Origin of the sequence: Serratia sp. JUb9 (assembly GCF_014298095.1) — a bacterium.
Classification (GTDB): Bacteria; Pseudomonadota; Gammaproteobacteria; order Enterobacterales; family Enterobacteriaceae; genus Serratia_B; species Serratia_B rhizosphaerae.
This window is the reverse complement of sequence record NZ_CP060416.1, coordinates 486,161-506,595: the sequence shown is the minus strand read 5'-3', so window position 1 is coordinate 506,595 and position 20,435 is coordinate 486,161. Positions and strand designations below refer to the sequence as shown.

At 57.6% G+C, this 20,435-nt stretch carries 25 protein-coding genes; 12 read left to right on the top strand and 13 right to left on the bottom strand.

Annotation, left to right across the window (positions count from 1 at the left end):
• Positions 1-18: 18 nt before the first annotated feature.
• From HF675_RS02425 to npr, 11 genes are all read left to right on the top strand, one after another.
• Entirely contained in the window at positions 19-996 is a 978-nt protein-coding gene (locus HF675_RS02425; RefSeq protein ID WP_111736304.1) for a calcium/sodium antiporter, read from the top strand.
• A gap of 16 nt (positions 997-1,012) precedes the next feature.
• Positions 1,013-1,999 (top strand): arabinose-5-phosphate isomerase KdsD, encoded by a 987-nt coding sequence (gene kdsD, locus HF675_RS02420; protein WP_105232757.1) that lies wholly within the window; start codon positions 1,013-1,015, stop codon positions 1,997-1,999.
• Between the two features lie 61 nt (positions 2,000-2,060).
• Complete coding sequence (gene kdsC / locus HF675_RS02415; protein ID WP_054307545.1) at positions 2,061-2,615, top strand: 3-deoxy-manno-octulosonate-8-phosphatase KdsC; 555 nt, start codon at positions 2,061-2,063, stop codon at positions 2,613-2,615.
• Positions 2,612-3,190, top strand: coding sequence for an LPS export ABC transporter periplasmic protein LptC (gene lptC / locus HF675_RS02410; RefSeq protein WP_105232758.1), 579 nt, complete (start codon positions 2,612-2,614; stop codon positions 3,188-3,190). Before kdsC ends, lptC begins: the two co-directional genes overlap by 4 nt.
• The gene (gene lptA / locus HF675_RS02405) at positions 3,159-3,695 is read left to right on the top strand and encodes a lipopolysaccharide ABC transporter substrate-binding protein LptA (RefSeq protein ID WP_105232759.1); all 537 of its coding nucleotides are present in this window, start codon (positions 3,159-3,161) and stop codon (positions 3,693-3,695) included. The genes lptC and lptA overlap by 32 nt, the downstream gene beginning before the upstream one ends.
• 6 nt (positions 3,696-3,701) lie before the next feature.
• Positions 3,702-4,427, top strand: coding sequence for an LPS export ABC transporter ATP-binding protein (gene lptB / locus HF675_RS02400; protein WP_105232760.1), 726 nt, complete (start codon positions 3,702-3,704; stop codon positions 4,425-4,427).
• A gap of 51 nt (positions 4,428-4,478) precedes the next feature.
• Positions 4,479-5,912, top strand: coding sequence for an RNA polymerase factor sigma-54 (rpoN, locus tag HF675_RS02395; RefSeq protein WP_105232761.1), 1,434 nt, complete (start codon positions 4,479-4,481; stop codon positions 5,910-5,912).
• 23 nt (positions 5,913-5,935) lie between these two features.
• The gene (gene hpf, locus HF675_RS02390; protein ID WP_015962009.1) at positions 5,936-6,223 is read left to right on the top strand and encodes a ribosome hibernation promoting factor; all 288 of its coding nucleotides are present in this window, start codon (positions 5,936-5,938) and stop codon (positions 6,221-6,223) included.
• Positions 6,224-6,439: 216 nt separating this feature from the next.
• On the top strand, positions 6,440-6,901 hold the full coding sequence (gene ptsN / locus HF675_RS02385) for a PTS IIA-like nitrogen regulatory protein PtsN (RefSeq protein WP_105232762.1): 462 nt from the start codon (positions 6,440-6,442) through the stop codon (positions 6,899-6,901).
• 127 nt (positions 6,902-7,028) lie between these two features.
• Positions 7,029-7,883, top strand: a complete 855-nt coding sequence (gene rapZ / locus HF675_RS02380; protein ID WP_015962011.1) for an RNase adapter RapZ — start codon at positions 7,029-7,031, stop codon at positions 7,881-7,883.
• Entirely contained in the window at positions 7,880-8,152 is a 273-nt protein-coding gene (gene npr, locus HF675_RS02375; RefSeq protein ID WP_015962012.1) for a PTS phosphocarrier protein NPr, read from the top strand. The genes rapZ and npr overlap by 4 nt, the downstream gene beginning before the upstream one ends.
• Before the next feature lie 32 nt (positions 8,153-8,184).
• Here npr and HF675_RS02370 read toward each other — a convergent pair whose 3' ends face one another.
• From HF675_RS02370 to HF675_RS02315, 12 genes are all read right to left on the bottom strand, one after another.
• On the bottom strand, positions 8,185-8,625 hold the full coding sequence (locus tag HF675_RS02370; RefSeq protein ID WP_105232763.1) for a hypothetical protein: 441 nt from the start codon (positions 8,623-8,625) through the stop codon (positions 8,185-8,187).
• 16 nt (positions 8,626-8,641) lie between these two features.
• Positions 8,642-9,679, bottom strand: coding sequence for a hypothetical protein (locus HF675_RS02365; RefSeq protein WP_105232764.1), 1,038 nt, complete (start codon positions 9,677-9,679; stop codon positions 8,642-8,644).
• A 108-nt stretch (positions 9,680-9,787) separates the two neighbouring features.
• A complete protein-coding gene (locus tag HF675_RS02360; protein WP_187043983.1) occupies positions 9,788-11,704 on the bottom strand; it encodes a transcription antiterminator in 1,917 nt (638 codons plus the stop codon).
• Positions 11,705-11,767: 63 nt separating this feature from the next.
• Positions 11,768-12,991 carry a lactonase family protein gene (locus HF675_RS02355; protein WP_187043982.1) on the bottom strand — a complete coding sequence of 408 codons (1,224 nt, stop codon included), beginning with the start codon at positions 12,989-12,991 and terminating at the stop codon, positions 11,768-11,770.
• Between the two features lie 89 nt (positions 12,992-13,080).
• A complete protein-coding gene (locus tag HF675_RS02350; RefSeq protein WP_105232767.1) occupies positions 13,081-13,821 on the bottom strand; it encodes a KDGP aldolase family protein in 741 nt (246 codons plus the stop codon).
• On the bottom strand, positions 13,818-14,933 hold the full coding sequence (locus tag HF675_RS02345; protein ID WP_111736300.1) for a DgaE family pyridoxal phosphate-dependent ammonia lyase: 1,116 nt from the start codon (positions 14,931-14,933) through the stop codon (positions 13,818-13,820). The genes HF675_RS02350 and HF675_RS02345 overlap by 4 nt, the downstream gene beginning before the upstream one ends.
• Positions 14,917-16,056, bottom strand: coding sequence for an amidohydrolase/deacetylase family metallohydrolase (locus HF675_RS02340; protein ID WP_111736299.1), 1,140 nt, complete (start codon positions 16,054-16,056; stop codon positions 14,917-14,919). The genes HF675_RS02345 and HF675_RS02340 overlap by 17 nt, the downstream gene beginning before the upstream one ends.
• Before the next feature lie 97 nt (positions 16,057-16,153).
• Positions 16,154-16,807, bottom strand: a complete 654-nt coding sequence (locus HF675_RS02335) for a DUF4310 family protein (RefSeq protein WP_187044682.1) — start codon at positions 16,805-16,807, stop codon at positions 16,154-16,156.
• A gap of 11 nt (positions 16,808-16,818) precedes the next feature.
• Positions 16,819-17,595, bottom strand: a complete 777-nt coding sequence (locus HF675_RS02330; protein WP_105232771.1) for a DUF4311 domain-containing protein — start codon at positions 17,593-17,595, stop codon at positions 16,819-16,821.
• 88 nt (positions 17,596-17,683) lie between these two features.
• Entirely contained in the window at positions 17,684-17,980 is a 297-nt protein-coding gene (locus tag HF675_RS02325; protein WP_105232772.1) for a DUF4312 family protein, read from the bottom strand.
• Positions 17,980-18,345 (bottom strand): SFCGS family glycine-rich protein, encoded by a 366-nt coding sequence (locus HF675_RS02320; RefSeq protein ID WP_105232773.1) that lies wholly within the window; start codon positions 18,343-18,345, stop codon positions 17,980-17,982. The genes HF675_RS02325 and HF675_RS02320 overlap by 1 nt, the downstream gene beginning before the upstream one ends.
• A 36-nt stretch (positions 18,346-18,381) precedes the next feature.
• On the bottom strand, positions 18,382-18,684 hold the full coding sequence (locus HF675_RS02315; protein ID WP_370569837.1) for a glycine dehydrogenase: 303 nt from the start codon (positions 18,682-18,684) through the stop codon (positions 18,382-18,384).
• A 495-nt stretch (positions 18,685-19,179) separates the two neighbouring features.
• Between HF675_RS02315 and rnk the strand changes: the two genes are divergently transcribed.
• Entirely contained in the window at positions 19,180-19,590 is a 411-nt protein-coding gene (rnk, locus tag HF675_RS02310) for a nucleoside diphosphate kinase regulator (protein WP_105232775.1), read from the top strand.
• Between the two features lie 35 nt (positions 19,591-19,625).
• Here rnk and HF675_RS02305 read toward each other — a convergent pair whose 3' ends face one another.
• Positions 19,626-20,408 (bottom strand): sulfite exporter TauE/SafE family protein, encoded by a 783-nt coding sequence (locus HF675_RS02305; RefSeq protein WP_105232776.1) that lies wholly within the window; start codon positions 20,406-20,408, stop codon positions 19,626-19,628.
• Positions 20,409-20,435 lie beyond the last annotated feature (27 nt).

The window sequence follows — 20,435 nt, the reverse complement described above, 5'->3', positions numbered from 1 at the left end:
TGCCCGCAAAGGACACGCATGTTTCTCGCAATAGCATTATTTATCGTTGGCTTGTTTTTACTGGTATATGGCGCCGACCGCCTGGTTTATGGCGCGGCGGTGATTTCCCGTTCGCTGGGCATGCCGCCGCTGATCATTGGCATGACGATCGTCAGCATCGGCACCTCGCTGCCGGAGCTGTTCGTGTCCGTCACCGCAGCGCTGAACGGCCAGAGCGATATGGCGGTCGGCAACGTTCTCGGCTCCAATATTACCAATATCCTGTTGATTTTAGGCGTTGCCGCGGTGATTCACCCGCTGGCGGTCCGCTCAGAGATACTGCGGCGCGAACTGCCGCTGATGTTGGCGGTCACAGTATTATGCGGCCTGGTGTTGATGAACAGCCAGCTCAGCCGGCTGGACGGTGCGCTGCTGTTGGTCGCCGCAGCTGGCTTTATCACTCTGATGCTGAAGATCGCGCGGCTGGCCCAGCGCGAAGGCAATGACAGCCTGACCAGGGAGCAGATGGCCGAGCTGCCGCAAAGCGGCAGCGCCACCGTCGCCACGCTGTGGCTGGTGCTGGCGTTTATTATCCTGCCGCTCGCTTCGCGGATGGTGGTCGATAACGCCACGGTTATCGCTCACTATTTCGGCATGAGCGAGCTGGCGGTCGGTCTGACGATGATCGCCGTCGGCACCAGCCTGCCCGAGCTCGCCACGTCGATAGCCGGCGCGCTGAAAGGCGAAGGCGATATGGCGATCGGCAATATTATCGGCTCGAATATTTTCAATATGGCGATCGTACTCGGCGTGCCCGCCCTGCTGTCGCCCAGCCGGCTCGACCCGGCCGCCTTCCAGCGCGACTACTGGGTGATGCTGGCGGCCATCATCGCGCTCAGCGCGCTGTGCATCGGGCGTAAACATCGCATCGGCCATCTGGCGGGCGCTCTGTTATTATGTGGTTTTATTGCGTATCTTGCGCTGCTGTTTTTCAACCCATTCGTTACCTTTGGCTAAGAATACGAGAAAAAGCATGTCGAATATTGAGTTGCAACCTGGCTTCGATTTTCAGCAGGCCGGTAAAGAAGTGCTCCAGATCGAACGCGACGGGCTGGCGCAGCTCGACAGTTACATCAATGACGACTTTACCCGCGCCTGCGAAAAAATCGCCGCCTGCAGCGGTAAAGTGGTGGTGATGGGGATGGGTAAATCCGGCCATATCGGCTGTAAGATTGCTGCCACCTTCGCCAGCACCGGCACCCCTTCATTCTTCGTGCATCCGGCAGAGGCCAGCCATGGCGATCTTGGCATGGTCACGCCGCAGGACATTGTGCTTGCCATTTCCAACTCCGGCGAATCCAGTGAAATTCAGGCGCTGATTCCGGTGCTGAAACGTCAGCAAATCCCGATGATCTGCATGACCAATAACCCGGAAAGCTCAATGGGCAAGGCGGCGGATATCCACCTGTGTATTAAAGTGCCGCAGGAAGCCTGTCCGCTGGGCCTGGCGCCGACCACCAGCACCACGGCAACATTGGTGATGGGCGACGCGCTGGCGGTGGCGCTGCTGAAGGCGCGCGGTTTTACGCCGGAAGATTTCGCGCTGTCCCACCCCGGCGGCGCACTGGGGCGCCGCCTGCTGCTGCGCGTCAGCGACATCATGCACGGCGGCGACGAGATTCCGCACGTCGGCACCGACGCCACGCTGCGCGACGCGCTGCTGGAGATCACCCGCAAAAACCTGGGGATGACGGTCATCTGCGACGACCAGATGAACATTGCCGGCATTTTCACCGATGGCGACCTACGCCGCATCTTCGATCTGGGCATCGACCTGAACAGCGCCAAAATTGCCGATGTCATGACGCGCGGCGGCGTACGCGTGCGGCCGCACACGCTGGCGGTGGACGCGCTGAACCTGATGCAGCAGCGCCATATTACCGCGCTGCTGGTTGCCGATGGCGACCGGCTGCTGGGTGTGGTACATATGCATGACATGCTGCGCGCCGGCGTTGTTTAAGTTTTTACAGGCGACGGGGCGCCTAAACGCGGCCCCATTGATAGAATAACTAGGAAAATCAATGAGTATGGTTGAAACCTGCTACGGGCCGGTAACGCAAGACGTGATGGCGCGAGCCGGGAAAATCCGTCTGCTGATCTGCGATGTCGACGGCGTCCTGTCGGACGGCCTGATTTATATGGGCAACAACGGTGAAGAACTGAAGGCGTTCAACGTGCGCGACGGTTACGGCATCCGATGTCTGAAAACCTCAGACATCGAAGTCGGCATCATCACCGGGCGTTCTGCCAAGCTCCTGGAAGACCGGGCAAAAACGCTGGGCATCAGCTATCTGTACCAGGGGCAGTCCGATAAGCTTTTGGCCTTCCGGGAACTGTTGGATACACTGTCGCTGTCGGCGGATCAGGTAGCCTATATCGGCGACGATCTGATCGACTGGCCGGTGATGGCGCAGGTAGGCCTGGCCGTGGCGGTGGCAGACGCCCACCCGCTGCTGACGCCGCGCGCCCACTACGTCACCCGCATCGCCGGCGGACGCGGCGCGGTGCGTGAACTGTGCGACATTATTCTTTTGGCTCAGAACAAGCTGGAGGACGCCAAAGGGCTGTCGATATGAGCAAAACCAAACGCTGGATCACCATTATACTGGCGCTGATCGTTCTGGCCCTGATCGGCTGGAATATGGCGGATTACGATGACGAACCCACGGCCGGGCCGGTAAACTCGGAAGATCCGACCTACCAGAGCCAGCAAACGGTCACCGTCGTCTACAACCCGGCCGGTAAATTAAATTATAAGCTGGTGGCGGAGAGCGCCAAGTACTATACCGCCGAAGAGCTGAGCTGGTTCACCCAGCCGGTGATGACGCTGTTTGACGAAAACGCCGTCGCCACCTGGTCGGTACGCGCCGACCGCGCCAAACTGACCAAAGACCGTATGCTGTACTTGTACGGCCATGTCGAGGTAAACAGCCTGACCACCACCTCGCAGCTGGAAAAAATTAAAACGGACAATGCTCAGGTAAATCTGGTGACCCAGGATGTGTCCTCCGATGACGAAGTTACGCTTTACGGCGCGAATTTTAATTCCAATGGCATGAAAATGCGCGGAAATCTGCGGGACAAAACCGCTGAGCTGATTGATAAGGTTAAGACCAACTATGAAATTCAAACTCAAAAAACCACTCCGTAGTCTGTTGATCGGCAGCTTAGTTTTGGCCGCCAGCGCCCCTGCTCTGGCGCTGAAGTCCGACGCCAACCAGCCGGTGAGCATTGACTCGCTGAACCAGTCTCTGGATATGCAGAGCAACGTCAGCACCTTTACCGGCAACGTGGTGATCAAGCAGGGCACCATTGAGATTAAGGCCGATAAAGTGGTGGTCACCCGTCCGGGCGGCGATCAGAACAAAACCTATATCGAAGCCTTCGGCAAGCCGGTAACCTTCTACCAGATGCAGGACAACGGCAAACCGGTGAAAGGACACTCGCTGAAAGTGCGCTACGACGTGGCGCCGCAGCTGGTGACCCTGACCGGCAATGCCTATCTGGAGCAGCTCGACAGCAACGTGAAGGGCGAGCGCATCACCTATCTGGTGCAGCAGCAGCAAATGCAGGCATACGGCGACAAGGGCAAACGCGTGAAGACCGTGCTGGTGCCGTCGCAGTTGCAGGATAAAAACGGTCAGAAGAGTAACTAATCACTTATGGCAACACTCATCGCAGAAAATCTGGCGAAAGCCTACAAGGGCCGCAAAGTCGTTGAAGACGTCAGCCTGAAAGTGAACTCCGGCGAAATCGTCGGGTTGCTGGGGCCGAACGGCGCGGGTAAAACCACCACCTTTTACATGGTGGTCGGCATCGTACAGCGCGACGCCGGACGCATCATCATTGATGATGAAGACATCAGCATCCTGCCGCTGCACGCCCGTGCGCGTCGCGGCATCGGCTATCTGCCGCAGGAAGCCTCGATCTTCCGCCGCCTGAGCGTCTATGACAACCTGATGGCGGTGCTGGAAATCCGTGACGATCTGAGCAGCGAGCAGCGCGCCGATCGGGCCAACGAGCTGATGGAGGAGTTTCATATCACCCATCTGCGCGACAGCCTGGGGCAGGCGCTGTCCGGCGGTGAACGCCGCCGTGTCGAAATCGCCCGCGCGCTGGCCGCCAACCCGAAATTCATCCTGCTGGACGAACCGTTTGCCGGGGTAGACCCGATTTCCGTTATCGATATTAAAAAAATCATCGAACACCTGCGCGACAGCGGGCTGGGCGTGCTGATCACCGACCATAACGTGCGTGAGACGCTGGACGTCTGCGAACGCGCCTATATCGTCAGCCAGGGCCAGCTGATCGCCCACGGCACGCCGGAAGCGATTCTGAGCGATGAGCAGGTGAAACGCGTTTATCTGGGCGAAGAATTCCGCCTGTAATGCCTTGCGTCAGCGATACGCGACGGTTAACGGAAAAATAGAAAGAACATTATGAAGCAAGGTTTGCAACTCAGGCTCAGCCAACAATTGGCGATGACTCCCCAGCTGCAACAGGCCATTCGTCTGCTGCAGCTGTCTACGCTTGAGCTCCAGCAAGAGATCCAACTGGCGTTAGAGAGCAACCCGCTGCTTGAGCAAACCGACCCGCACGATGAGATCGACGCGGAAGAGGGCAACGACACCGAAGGTCTGGATACCCGCGAGGCGCTGGAGCAAAAGGAGATGCCGGACGAGCTGCCGCTGGACGCCACCTGGGACGAAATCTATACCGCCGGCACGCCATCGGGCACCGGCACCGATTACCGCGACGATGAGCTGCCGGTCTATCAGGGGGAAACCACCCAGACGCTGCAGGACTACCTGATGTGGCAGGTGGATCTGACCCCGTTCTCCGATACCGACGCCGCTATCGCCACCTCGATCGTCGACGCCGTCGACGATACCGGCTATCTCACCGTCTCGCTGGAAGAGATTCTGGAAAGCGTCGGCGCGGAAGACGTCACGCTTGATGAGGTGGAAGCGGTGCTCAAACGGGTGCAGCGTTTCGACCCGATCGGCGTCGCGGCGCGCGACCTGCGCGACTGTCTGCTGGTTCAGCTTTCTCAATACGCCAAAGAGACGCCTTTCCTCACCGAAGCCCGGCTGATCATCAGCGAACACCTGGATCTGCTGGCCAATCACGACTTTCGCAGCCTGATGCGATCAACCCGGCTAAAAGAAGATACACTGAAAGAAGCGATGCTGCTGATTCAGTCGCTCGACCCGCGCCCGGGGCAATCGATCAATACCGGCGAGTCGGAATATGTCATTCCCGACGTGCTGGTACGCAAGGTGCACAACCGCTGGACGGTCGAGCTGAATGCCGACAGCATTCCGCGTCTGAAGATCAACCAACACTACGCCGCACTGGGCAACAGCTCGCGTAATGAAGCCGATGGCCAGTTTATCCGCAGTAACCTGCAGGAAGCGAAATGGCTGATCAAAAGCCTGGAAAGCCGTAACGATACGCTGCTGAAGGTGACGCGCTGTATCGTCGAGCAGCAGGAGGCGTTCTTTGAACAAGGCGAGGAGTTTATGAAGCCCATGGTGCTGGCGGATATCGCCCAGGCCGTGGAGATGCATGAATCGACGATTTCACGCGTGACCACGCAGAAGTTCCTGCACAGCCCGCGCGGAATCTTCGAACTGAAATATTTCTTCTCCAGCCACGTCAACACCGACAGCGGCGGCGAGGCATCCTCCACGGCGATCCGCGCGCTGGTGAAGAAATTGATCGCGGCGGAAAACCCCGCCAAACCGCTTAGCGACAGTAAACTGGCCACCCTGCTTGCCGATCAGGGCATCATGGTGGCGCGGCGCACCGTCGCCAAGTACCGAGAGTCTTTGTCCATCCCGCCGTCGAACCAACGTAAACAGTTGGTTTGACCTCAATAGAGAAGGAAGACATTATGCAGCTCAACATTACCGGACACCACATCGACATCACCGAGCCGTTACGCGAGTTCGTGAATACCAAGTTCGCCAAGCTCGAACAGTATTTCGACCGCATTAATCAGGTTTATGTCGTGCTCACCGTGGAAAAAGTGCAGCAGATTGCGGAAGCAACGGTGCACGTGAATGGAGGCGAGTTGCACGCCACCTCGGAAAAAGAAGATATGTATGCTGCAATTGACTGCCTGATTGATAAACTGGCGCGGCAATTGAACAAACATAAAGACAAATTGAAGCAACACTGACAATCTGGGCCGCTACCGTCCGCGGCAGCGGCCTGAACGTAGCCTTCGTGCTACCGGGCTGCCATCGGCGCGTTATTCAGCAGAATAACGCGCCGATAAGCCATCAGGGTTTAACAGACGAAAAATCGCCTCGTTAAGCAACGACGTCGCAGAGCGTTTGGCACCGCCAAACCAGCGCTAAGCAAGCTTAAGCGTGTGATTTTAAGTGAAGATGAGATGAACGACGAAATAATGCAATTAAGCTCGGTGCTCAACATCGAGTGCACCAGAAGCTCGGTACACTGCAACAGCAAGAAACGCGCTCTGGAAATTATCAGCGAACTGGCAGCCAAACAGCTCAACCTGTCGCCACAGGTGGTGTTTGACGCGGTTCTCACCCGTGAACGCATGGGAAGTACCGGTATCGGCAATGGTATCGCTATCCCTCATGGCAAGCTGGAAGAGGACACACTGCGGGCCGTTGGCGTGTTTATCCGTCTCGACCAACCTATCGCCTTCGACGCCATCGACAACCAGCCGGTCGATCTGCTGTTCGCCCTGCTGGTGCCGGCCGATCAGTGCAAGACCCATTTGCATACGCTGTCGCTGGTCGCCAAGCGTCTGGCCGATAAAACCGTCTGCCGCCGCCTGCGCGCCGCGCAGAGCGACGAAGAGCTTTATCAGATCATTACGGAATAACCGGTTGCCGGCGTGACTTCCGCCGGCGATAACGATACTGTTTGTCTGTCACGGATCCCGGCCGTCGCCGGGCTCATATTTCCAACGGCGGCAGAAGCGCCGCCGAGATGCCAGGGGGAGTTGCCACATGGTGCTGATGATTGTCAGCGGCCGTTCCGGTTCAGGGAAATCCGTCGCCTTGCGGGCGCTGGAAGATATGGGTTTTTACTGCGTTGATAACCTGCCCGTGGTGCTGCTGCCGGAGCTGGCCAAAACGCTGGCGGAACGCAACAGCTCCGCTGCGGTCAGCATCGACGTGCGTAATATGCCGGAGTCACCGGAAGTGTTCGAATATGCGATGACGCAACTGCCGGACAGCTTCTCCCCGCAACTGCTGTTCCTGGACGCCGACCGCAATACGCTGATCCGTCGTTACAGCGACACCCGCCGCCTGCATCCGCTGTCGAGCAAAAACCTGTCGCTGGAAAGCGCCATCGATGAAGAGAGCGATCTGCTGGAGCCGCTGCGCTCGCGCGCCGATCTGATCATCGACACCTCTGAAATGTCAGTGCATGAACTGGCGGAGATGCTGCGCACCCGCCTGCTGGGCAAACGCGAACGCGAACTGACCATGGTGTTCGAGTCCTTCGGCTTCAAACACGGCATCCCCATCGATGCCGACTACGTGTTTGACGTCCGCTTCCTGCCGAACCCGCACTGGGATCCTAAGCTGCGGCCGATGACCGGCCTGGACAAGCCGGTGGCGTCGTTCCTCGACCGCCATACCGAAGTGCATAACTTTATCTACCAGACGCGCAGCTACCTGGAACAATGGCTGCCGATGCTGGAAACCAACAACCGCAGCTATCTGACGGTCGCCATCGGCTGTACCGGCGGTAAACACCGTTCGGTGTACGTGGCCGAACAGCTGGCGGATTACTTCCGCTCGCGCGGCAAGAACGTGCAATCGCGCCACCGTACGCTGGAAAAACGCAAGCAATGACCATCAAACAAACGGTCGAAATCAAGAACCGGCTGGGCATGCATGCCCGCCCGGCGATGAAGCTGTTTGAACTGGTGCAGAGTTTTGATGCCGAGGTGATTCTGCGTAACGACAGCGGTACCGAAGCCGAAGCCAGCAGCGTGATTGCGCTGCTGATGCTGGATTCCGCCCAAGGCCGGCATATTGAGGTCGAGGCCAGCGGCCCGCAGGCGCAGCAAGCACTGGACGCGGTGATAGCGCTGTTTAATTCCGGCTTCGATGAAGATTAAGCGCCGGACGCGCCTTTTGGAGTATGGCGTATTTACCCTGAATATGCGGCATATCCGGGTACAACGGCCCCTAACAGGCGGTCTAACAAAATGAAGATAGCTCCGGGAATGATGATCGATAACTCTATGATATGCAGCATGTAATATCTCTTTATCCAGGCAATCAACTCATTCGGCAGCGTGTTGAAATAATCATATGACTCGGCGGATAGTTGGTAGTGCCTCTTACCCGTCCCAACCTTTTTCCCCCGTAATGCCTTTCTCATAAATCTCACCAGTAAAAAGCTGGTGAAAAAACCACCATGATAAAAAACGGTATAAACGTCTGGCATAGGTAAACCGCGAGACAAGTAGCCCGATACAATTCTTTCGTATTTCTTTTTCGTTACGCCAAAGTACAGCATGATAAATATAAAAAAACCCACGCCCAGAAATATCAGCACCGAGCCAGCCAGCATCAAATAAAAACTCATCACGCCCTACCCTCTGCTACTTTAAAAGCACATCTGCAACAAATGCCCCGCCTTGCCCACCGATATATTCTCCTGCGACACCACCTGCCAAGCCGCCTGCCGTACCGCCGATAATTGCACAGGCCAGCCCTGCCGTTCCTCCTGCTGGTGCGCTGATAATACCCAATGCAGTACAAACTCCAACACCGGCCAAGCTTCCCATGGTTCCGCCATATATTCCTCCGACGGTACCCGCACCAAAAGCACCATACCCTTTTAACGCCACCCGCGTACATTCCTTCTCTCGGCCAAGGGTGCAGGCATGATAAATATCATTGGTCGCGCTGGCCCCGGCGGTCGCAATACCAATCCAGCCCGCGCCTTTCATAAACTTCACCGCCTTGCCGGCGCCCTCCAGGTAGCTCGCATAGCCCTTTATCGCCCCGACGCCCGCCGTTGACCACTCATGCACAATGGAACGGCTGGAGAGGTTCAACGCTCGTTTGATGCTCTCATAAGGGTGCAGGTTAAGGATGTTGCGCGTGAGCCGGCTAAAAATCGGTTTATCCAGCAGGATTTTCAACTCATTAAATAACCGCTGCCTTTCAACAAAAAACTGCTGGCCAATCAGCGTCCCCTGAGTCCGGAACTGATTTTGGTAGCTGGCCTCAATCTGCTTAAGAATCGTGTCAATGCGCATAAAGTACTGCTTGCCGGCATCGCTGGCCATCCCCAGCCCTCGGCTGGTGCCGTTAAGTATGGTCGCAATAGTGGCATAGTGGCGCTGGAGGAAGTTCGCCTGCTCAACGTTAACCGGCTCCATAGCCCGGTTAACCGTCCGCTTCGCCTGGTATAACTGCCGTAGCAACGCATCCTGACGTGAATGTTCGGGATCGGCAACAATCACTATCTGCCCGGGCTTCAGCCACGGCGTATCCGCATTGATCTGCATAAAATAGCGGGCCGCAGTACTGCGTGGATTGGCGAACAGCGTACTTCCTTGAAAGGCTAAAGAACCCGGCGTTTCAACAACGCAGTAGCCGGGTTCTACGGGTCGGCGGGGAAACGTGGCCATCTTGTGACTCCTGTCAGCAAAGAGAGCCTTTGATTTTTAAGACCATAGGGCCGCCGGTCAATGTGCAAACGGCACGTTCGTGAAGCCGGACACTCAGAAATAACCGATTTATATCCGGCTCAGGCAATCCAGCGCCACCGCTTTAAAACTGGCAAAATCATTGCTGCCCAGCAGCCGGCTCATCGAGCGTTCACGGACAAAGGTCACAAACAGTTCGTAAATTGCCATCGCCTCTTCATAGTCGCTTTTACTGATCGCCAACAGGAAGATTACGTGCGCCATTTCGCCGTCGCCCCAGTCGATGCCCTGCGGAGCCAGCAGCGTCACCACCACGGTTTTCTTCGCCAGCAGCCCCAGCGAGTGCGGCAAGGCGATGCCTTCCCCGAGCAGGGTGGAAACGATGGCTTCGCGCTCCACCACCGAAGGATAAAAATCCTCGCCGACATAGCCTTCCTGCTCCAGCTGCGCACACACCTTGCGGAATAGCTGCTCCTGGGTCAGCGGCTCATTGACCACCATAAAGTGGTTGGCGTCGAAGAACTTTTCCAGCATATACGGCTTGGTGCGGTCCACCAGCACCAGCTTACCCAACTGCTCCAGCTGATATTCGGTCGGGAACGGTGACATCACCACCACCGGCTTGTTCTTCTCGCTGACGCGGGCGTTGGAAATCACAAAGTCTTCGTCGATATGCGTCAGCACTTCGTAATCACGCAGTGAAACGGTGCGCGTCATCACCAGCTGCGGATATTTGCGGGCGATTTGCGCCTGGATCATGCGCACCGTCGAGTTGCCGGTGTCGCATACCAGCATCACCTGCGGATGGCGCTCATAGCCGATGTTGTAATGTCGCTCCAGCCCGACGCCGATATGCAGCACCAGATAGCCGATTTCGTTCTCGCTCAGCGTGTAAGGGGTATATTTGCCCCAGCTGGAAACCGCCGCCAGCGTAACGTCATAGGCCATCGGGTAGTGCTGTTTGATATTGGTCAGCAGCGGGTTGGGAATATTGATCTGGTATTTCACCCGGGTAATCATGGTTTTGATGTGGGTGAGCAGGTCGGCGCGCAGCTGCTTGTCGCCCTGCAGATTGTAGTTATAGTGGGTATTGATATAGGAAAGGATGTAATCCACCAGCGCTTCTTCATCGTCGGCGTTGATTTCGGTCGGACGCACCTCCTGCACCCGCCGTGCGGCGATATTCACCCGCAGATAGGCCTCTTCGGCCGCCGATACCTCTTTGCCGGCGGCTTTGCTCAGCTCACCCGCCAGCCAGGTCGACGCCTTGCGCACCGCCTCGTCGCCGTCTTCCACATCAAATTCCGGCAGCGGGTAGCCGTCGCTGATGCGCTTGAGCGCCACGGCGCAGTAAAAGATCAGATACTGCTCGCCTTCATCGGTCAGACGAATATTGTATTGCGACAGTAGCGGATGCAGCAGGCCGGCAAACGTCGCCACCTGCGGCTGCAGCAGGATATCGTTATTCAGCAGCGGATTTTCCGCATTCGCCAGGTGCAGCTGGAACAGTAAATCGGTCAGGCAGGCGCGAATCGCCATTTCGGCGCCGAACAGCTTCATGCCGTAACGCGGTTTGGTTTCAATGGTCAGCTGGTAGCCCGCCAGCCGCTCCCTCACCTCAGCCATATCGTTCTGCAAGGTCCCGCGGCTGACAAACCATTCATCGGCCAGATCTTCCAGCTTCAGAGAAAACGCTGAGGTCAGAAAACGCACCAGTAAGGCGTGCACGCGCTCCTGCGCGCTGCGCGGCGTGGCATGCTTTCTGCGTTCCTGCAGCTGCAGCGCATTGAACAACTTGGCGTCATCCACCTGCAGCCGATAGCCTGCGCCACGGCTATGAACAAAACGCGCCCCGTATTTTTCCAAAATATCATTCAGTGCGGTGATATCCGCACGCACTGTACGGGTGGAAACCGCCAGGCGTTTCGCCAGTTCATCCTGTGGCAGGGTTTCCGATTGCAACGCATCAAACAGATAAGCTAAACGAGGATAAGGAAATCTCACCATTGTCATTCCAATGTTAAGCGCCCGCCTCAGCGCGAGGCGGGCTGCGCTAAACCGACCAGAGAGTTACTGCCTCGCCGGCGCAAAGACCATCTGCGATGGGCTGCCCACCGGCGTATATCCTGCAATAAAACTGAGCTTGCCGCTGTGTGGATCCACGGCGAAACGCGTCACGTTGTCGCTGCGCTGATTGAGCGCATACAGATAGCGCCCGCTGGGATCCAGAGTGATAGTGCGCGGGTAATCACCCCGCGTCCAGGTTTCCGCCACCGGCGTCAGCTCACCCGCCTTGCCGACGCTAAATTGTGCGATGCTGTTGTGCAACCGATTGGCGACGTACAGGTTGTTACCATCCCGGCTCAGCGCCAGCCCGGCAGCGAAGCTGGTGCCCTGATAGTCCGCCGGCAGCGTCGATGCCGCGTGCAGCTGGCTCAGCGTGCCCCGCTGCGTGTCAAAACGGTAGCTGGTGAGCGTGGACGCCTCTTCATTCACCAGCAGCAGCGTTTTACCGTCAGGATGGAAGACGAAATGACGCGGCCCCGCACCCGCCGAAGACGCGGCGATCCACGGCGGATCGTTCGGCGTCAGCTGGCCGCTGGCATCGTCAAAACGCCACTGATAGATCCGATCCAGTCCCAGATCGGTCGAGAACACGAACTTACCGCTCGGATCGCTGGCGATCATATGCGCATGCGGTCCGTTATGATCGCTGACGGCAAAGCTGCCGGCTACCGCCGCCGCCGGCCTTGCCGCGCCGGCCGGGCCTTGCTGCTGCTGCACCGAGCTGGCCGCCGCCAGTTTGCCTTCCGCATCCACCGGGAAGACAGCCACGCTGCCGCTCTGGTAGTTGGCTACCAGCAGATGGCGGCCGTTCGGCGTCAGCGAAAGATATACCGGGCCTGCGCCCTGTGAATCCACCTGATTGAGCGGCGTCAGGCTGCCGTCCTCGCCATTGATACGCAGCGCGGCAATCGTGCCGTGCTTACCGTCATCCGCCGTACCGACTTCGCTGGCGACGTACAGCGTTCTGCCGCGGGCATCGACCGTCAGTTGGGCGGGATTGGCCAGCGTGCTGACCAGCGTTTTATCGCTCAGCGCGCCGCTGGCGGCGTCAACGCGTAATCGGTACACGCCTTCGCCGTTGGGATTGTAGGTGCCGATGTAGGCAAAACGGGATGAGGTGGTCGTCATGGCGTCCTCAGCTTGCAGCGCCGGGCTGGCCATCGCCAGCAGCGCCAGGGATACTGCGCCCAATAACGGAGCGCTTCGCAGGGTAACCCAGTTTCGCATATTTATCCTTGATAGAGGTAGGGGCACAACCGACCACGCCCATTAAAACGGGGCGCCGCACTGCGCGGCGCCGTCTTTTACGCCGGGGTTCAGCCCACCAGCTTTTTGGTCATTGCCAGCAGCGTTTTCACATCCTGCGGACGGGTATTGCCGGTGGCGGAGTCAATGATCGAACTGTAAATGTGCGGGATCACCTGCTTCACGCCGGCGCGCAGCGCAATCTCGACGATCTCTTCGAAGTTCTGCAGATCGATACCGCCGGTCGGCTCCAGCATGAAGTCATGCTCGGCACAGGCCTGCGCTACATACTGATACTCGTCCTTGCACTTCAGGCCGCCCATCGGGAAATACTTGATGGAGCTGCCGCCCATGTCTTTCAGCAGCGCAATGGCGGTCTCCACCGGCACGATGCCGTCCGGTGCGTCGGCGCTCAACGGCCCGGTAGAGATCTTCACCTGGCCGACGCGGCCGGTCGGCGACACCAGGCCGTTCACCACGCTGTCATTTTGCCCCAGCAGCGCCCGGCTGGCGCCGACGCCGGTAAACACCTGGTTGACGTGCTGCGGCTGCACCTGCTGCGCAATCAGGCTGACCATCGCCGACTGTTTAGGATCGCCCGCCCCCAGCCCCACCGACAGCGCATTGTCGATCAGGCGCGCATAGCGCTGCATATCCGCCACCGCGCTGGCGACGTCCGGATAGTTCTTGGAGAGCACGCCGACCAGCACGTGACCTTCCGCCGCGTCGTAAATCTCCTGCGCGTTGTCTTTCGACCCCGCCAATACGTTGAGACAAACGCGGTCACGGTAATAGTTTGGCTTCAGCTTCATGCTTGTTTCTCCAATAAATGTTTAATACAGGTAAATACGGTCATCAGCTGCGCTTCATCAACGCTGCGCACGTCCACTTCAATCTTGCCTTCGTTGGCCTTGTAACCGCGGAAATAAATGGCGATTTCGCCGTTCTTCAGCGCCTGCACCAGTTCCGAGGTCGAGATGCCGATCGCGGCTTCGTCAAAGGTAATTTCCGCACGGGCGATATCCCGCCCAGCGCTGTCCCAGACGGTCTGCGCGCTGACGCCGTGCAGCGTATTCAGATTGGCGATAAACGCCGACATACGCTCGACCATCTGCGCACCGCTGGTTTTTTCCTGCGTCAGGTAGCTTTCAATCGCCTGCGTCAGGCCCAGGATGCCCTCTTTGCCGACCTTCATCGCGCGACCGATACCGCCGGACTGCTGTTTCACCCAGGAAACGTACTGTTTCTTGCCAAGCACCAGCCCGCTGGTCGGCCCTTCGATCGCCTTCGCGCCGCTGTAGATCACCAGGTCCGCGCCCATCTGGTAGTAACTCGTCAGATCTTCTTCGGCGGCGGCGTCGACGATCAGCGGCAGATTATGCTGACGCGCCACCTCGGCGGCCTGCTCGACCGACAGCATGCTTTTCTGCACGCAGTGGTGTGATTTGACGTACAGGATTGCCGCCGTCTGCGGCGTAATGCAGGCCGCAAGCTGCTGCGGCGAGCACTCATTGGCGTAACCGGCTTCCACCACCTTGCCGCCGCCCAGGGCGACCATGGTGTCGACCGGTGCGCCGAAATTAACGTTGTGGCCGCGCGGCAGAACGATCTCACGCGGTTCATTGACCGGCGCCGAATGCAGGTTCACCAGCAGGTTGGCGTTGTCGCGCACGATCACCGCCGCCACCGACTGGGCAATGCCCGCCGAAGCGCAGGACACCACCACCGCGTCTTCCGCATTCAGCAGCCTGGCGATGTACGCGCCGGTTTTATCCACCAGATCTTTGATTTCAAAGTAATGGTTCAGGCCGTAATCCACCGCATCAATCACCGTCTGGCTCGGCGTGGAAACGCCGAGAATCGTCATGCGGCCGGAGGTGTTAATCACCTGTTTTAAATTATATTTTTCATAGATCGAAGACATGATCGGCCTTCCCTTCATCGGTTAATAAGACTTCCCCGGCCACCACTGCGGCCAGCGGAACCAGCAGTTGCTCGCCCGTGGCGGACTGCCCTTCGGAATCGGCAAACACCTGCGGCCCCTGACGCACCTCAAACAGGGTTAAATCGGCATCGAAACCCGGCTTGAGTTGCCCCTTGCTCGGCAGACGCAGCGCCGAGGCGGCGTTTTCCGTCACGCAATTAATCACCTGCGGCAGCGTCATGCCCAGAGTGAAGAATTTGGACATCACCGTCGCCAGGCTGTGTACCGGGCCGGAGATGCGGTTGCGGCAATAGATATCCGAACTGATGGTATGCGGCAGCACGCCCAGCGCGATCGCCTGGCGCGCCACCTCAAAGCTGAAGCTGGCGGTGCCGTGGCCGACATCCAGCAGCACGCCGCGCTTCAGCGCACGCTGAACCGACTCACGCAGCGTGCCCGCAGGCGTCAGAATGCGGTTCGGCTTGCCGTTATAACAGTGGGTAATGATGTCGCCGCGCGTCAGCAAATCAGCAATCTCATCCAGATCCGGCGGGTTGTTGCCAACGTGCACCATCAACGGCAGCTGCTGATTTTCCTGCTGAATCTCTTTCGCCAGCACCAACGGCTTAATGCCGTTTGGCCCTACCACGCTGCTGCTCATCCGCGCCTTAATGCCGATCACAAAGCCGCTGTGACGCTCGATGGCGCTCTTCACCCCTTGCTTGTTGATATCGCTCAGATCGGCCAGTTCGTTCTGCCGCAGCAGACCGATGCGCGAAATATTCAGGAAGGCGAAAACGTTGGTTTTGGTGTTACGCGTCAGCGTATAGAACTCATCAATGTCGTCGCTGCCGGTGCTGCCGGCGTCCACCACCGAGGTGACGCCGCTATGGATGCCGACGCGATCCGGTTCATCGTGATAAATAGGCGAAGAGGGGTAGCAGTGCACATGGGCGTCGATCCAGCCGGCGCTCAGACGATAGTTGCCCGCCAAATCCCACTGGCGCCTGGCGGACATTTCCGCCGACAGCTGGCCGACCGCGGCGATTTTACCGTCGGCGATCGCCACGTCCGTCAGGGTATCGTCCGCCAGTCGGGCGCGGCGGATTATCAAGTCATACATACTTCATTACTCCTTATACCCCGCCGGCTTCACGCCGCTGTACGCAGCGTGAAGCCTGGGTATACATTAGTTGTCTTGCTGCGGGAACAGCCGGACGTCAAGCAATGGCGACCGGGAAAATCGCCCCCAGCACCATGGCGCCCAGGATCGCGCCGCCGGTGATTGGTTTACCCCAGATGTAGAACAGTAAAGCGCCAAGCAGAGAACCGATGCCGATAGGAATCGACGCGGTCATGGCGGACAGAATAATCAACGGCCCGAGGAAACGGCCGGAGGAGTTGCCCGCCCCCATCATCACGTCAGCGCCGTAGGTGGAGTTGCTCTGATTGATGGTGAATTTACGCGCCAGAATGATCAGATAACCAATCGCCAGGCCAATCACCAGGCCGGTCGCCAGCGATGCGGCGAAGTTGGCCACCGGGAAGACGAACCCGGCCCCCAACAGCAGCGCCGGCACGCCCAGCCCTACCCCGGTCTGAATGGCGCCGCCGATATCGAGGATCCCCACCAGAGAGCCTTCGATCATGCGCGCAAACAGGAAGCTGGCGCCGAACGCCGCCACCGCGCCATAGACGCCGGTATCCATGCCGGCGCGCAGCATTGAGACAAACGCCACTTCGTTAAACGCGCCGATGCCGTACAGGTAATACATATGCGTCCCGGCAAACACGCCGGCGGACAGCAGGCCGACAAAAATCGGGAACGACCAGTCGGCATACCAGAAGCCTTTTTGTTGGACTTGTTCTTCCATCATCGCTCTCCTTATTTACCGCTCAGGCCGTTGTGAATCGCATCCAGCCAGCCGGGTACGCCCAGGCTGAAAGATTTGAGCAGTTCCATATCGAAACCGCGGAAGAAGCCGCTCAGCACGAACAGCAGCACGATGGTCGCCATCATGATTTTGGTGACTTTGTTCCAGCCGCTCTCTTCCACGCCCTTGCCGATCAGGATCCCCAGCACCAGGCCCGGTACGGCGTTGCCCATGATCAGCTGCGCCAAGCCGCCGAAAATGGTGCCCCAGAAGCCGGAACGTTTACCCGCGTCGATCGCCGCCAGCCAGAAGATCACCGGCATCACGGTGTTGACCAGCAGGTTGGCCGCCGGCACCAGCACCTTGATCGCCGTCACCTGCAGTGCCGCCGGCACCGCAGAGGCGGTAGAGTTAAGGAAGGCCACCACGATCATGCCGATGATGCCGCAGGCGATCGCCATTTTCTTCGGATCGTGCAGCGTTTGCGCCACGTTGCGGTTTTTGATCATCAGCGCCGCAGCGCCCCAGTTGGGAATAATGCGGTGGTCGACATCCTGCGTGAAGGCGCCGGCCGCTACGGAGGAAGCCCAGGCGTTAAAGAAGAAGCCCAGACCAAATGAGAAGTGCGAAGCCGGGTCGCCCTCGCAAGAGTTCAGCTCGCCTAACGTACGGAAAGCCCCCATTCCCTGAGTCGTCGGGGCATGGAACATACGCGCGGCGCCAGCACCGACGCCAACGCCTACCAGCCCGCCGATAATAATCGACTTAAATAAGATTATGAGAAACATCTGTTTATCTCTCCACGTATACCCGATTAATTGCAAATTAAAGCCAACAACGCCGTAACATGAATAATTCCGGGTATCTGTCAGTTTTTTATCTTGTAGTGAAGACCACCTTTTCAGTGTTGATGACCGTCACATTTATGGTTACTTCCAATGAAACTGCATAGCTTTTTCTTTCCCGCGGCAGGAAGAAAAAGAGAAACCTTTCTTTTGTTATTTTTTCTTCCGCACTTAATACGCTGACGTCCTGCGGTTCGATACGCAGCAGAATATTACTGGTGGACTTTAATACCGCGCCCTGTACGCTTGCCAATGCGGAGGCAAAGGCTTTGGCCTTCGTATCGCCTTTGCCCGCAACGGTGACTGAGGTGGTATATTGTTCCTTCATTATGCCGCGCCGTGTTTTTTGATATAGGCTTCCACCAATTTCTGACCCAGTTCTTCTTTATCCATAAAGCCGAAGCCTAATACGTTGCAGCCTTCATTAATCGCCGTAACGCCTTCGTCAATGGAACGCATGCCGTATTTCGCTTTATAACCATGCTTGGTCTGCGCCGTAATTGCACCGGCGCCGCCGCTGCCGCAAAACGAGATGCCCAGCTGTGCATTTTCCGCCTTCATCACATCGCCAAGCTTCATATCCGCCGCCACGCCGGGGATGACCACTGCTTTTCCGCCGGCATTTTCAACGCCCTGGCCCACTTTCTGCCCTTTTCCCAGACGATCGCCGATAACTACGGTAATTTGACTCATGAAATATTCTCCTGATTTATAATAATTGATAATTAATTATTGGTTATTATCTTTTGCCACTTCGAAATGCACAGAAAGCAAATAGGCTTCCTCGATGGGCAAGGTTTTTAATTGATCGACCACCCGCTGCGCCAGCTGCATCGAGTGCTGCGAAATTTCATCAAACAGAGATTTATCCACTTCCGGCAGCGGTTCGCCGGTAATAGAGCGTAATACCATCGCGCGTACGTGTGATTCCAGCATTTGCTGTTGCACCTCGTTGGTATAAATATTCTCTGCGTTTAACATTTCAGTAATATCCGCCAGCAGCTGGGTGGTTATTTCCGCCGCCTGCGCAATATCAGCCTGTTCAGTTTTTACCGAAGTTGCTCCTGCATTCACTTTTCAGTCACCCCATGGATACAGACGTTAATTATTGAGTGACAAAGCGGCGCTGAATAAACCGCTTTATCTGATGGCTTTACCCTAACCCCGACGACATGGCTTGTGTAGCGCGTTTTTTTCCAGTTCAAAGTGGAAATTAGGTGACGGATGGGGATCGGTTTCTCAAAATGCATTATTTAGCGATAAGTTAATGTAAATACAATGGGATAACGCACCGCTCGCACACGCCTGGGCGAAAATGCGGAAGAAAAGTTCGTGATCGAGATCTCTTTCTTTTCTGCGGCCAAGCGCCTACTATCGGCAAGACACATCGACATTGCCAACACCCCGCACCTTCAGGCGCGGGGTGTTGCTTTATGCCGCCTTTTTACTATTTGGAAAAAACGCCCCCACGGCGTGTTTTGATGTAGCTCCGGCGCTTGCAGGCACCGGGGACAACGGGAGAGTGGAATGACCAAACCAATCATTACGATTAATGAGCTGGATGCGGAACGCCTGGATGCGTTATTGGAACAGCCGGCTTTCGCCCATACCGACATTGCCGCCGCACTCAACGATGAGCTGGATCGCGCCGAGATCTTGCCGCCGGCGCAAATCCCGGCCAATGTGGTGACGATGAACAGCATCGTTCGTTTTCGCGATCTGCACACCAACGAGGAGCACGTGCGCACCCTGGTGTACCCCGCCTCGCTCAAGGACAGCAACGAACAGCTGTCCGTGATGGCGCCGCTGGGTGCGGCACTGCTGGGTATGCACGTCGGCAAGCAGATTACCTGGACGCTGCCGAACGGCGAGCAGGCGGATATTGAAGTGTTGGAACTGCTGTACCAACCGGAAGCCGCTGGCGAATATCACCGCTAAGCGGCACGACGGGCGGCCCTCCGCCGCCCGTACAGTTACAACAGCATCGATACCAGCACCAGAACCAGCAGCCATACATATACCCGCGCATGCAGCCCATCGTGCATTTTCGGCAGCGCATAACGGGCAAATACCATCCCCAGCATGCCGGACAGCGCCAGCCAGGCCAACATCCCCAGATTGACATAGCCCAGATAGCCCACGCCGGCGACCTTGCCGTATCCCAGCCAGCCGTACATGCCGGCGCCCATCACCGCGATGGCGATAGACAGCGGATTGGCCGCGCTGACGCAGTATTTCATCTCATAACCATGCCGCCGCAGCAGCGGTACCGTCATCACGCTGCCGCCAACGCCGAGCATGGCGGCAATCACGCCGATAGCCGGCCCGCCCAGCCATAACGTCGCGGCGGACAACGGACGTCGCGCGGTTTTCTGCAGGAAACCTTTACGCCATACGCAATCGATGATGGTCACCAGCATATAAAGGATAAACAGCAGGCGGATCAGGCCGTCCGTCAGCCGCGTGGCGATCAACGCGCCGATCAGCGCACCGCCCGCCAGCGCGTAAAACAGCGGTATTACCGTTTCCCGCCGTAAAGCCCCGCGACGCCATTGGCTATAGCTGGCGTAGCCGGCGTTGAGAATCATCAGCGTGGTCGAAGTCGCGACGGCGATATGCATCGCCAGTGCGTGCTGCTCGCCGGCGATCAGATGGTAGACCAGCGGTACCACCACAAATCCACCGCCGAAGCCAAACAAAATGGTGCTGATGCCGGTCAGAAAACCGGCGGCCAGCAGAATAACAGCGTCCGTCATAACCCATGTCCTGCCCAGAAAAGAATG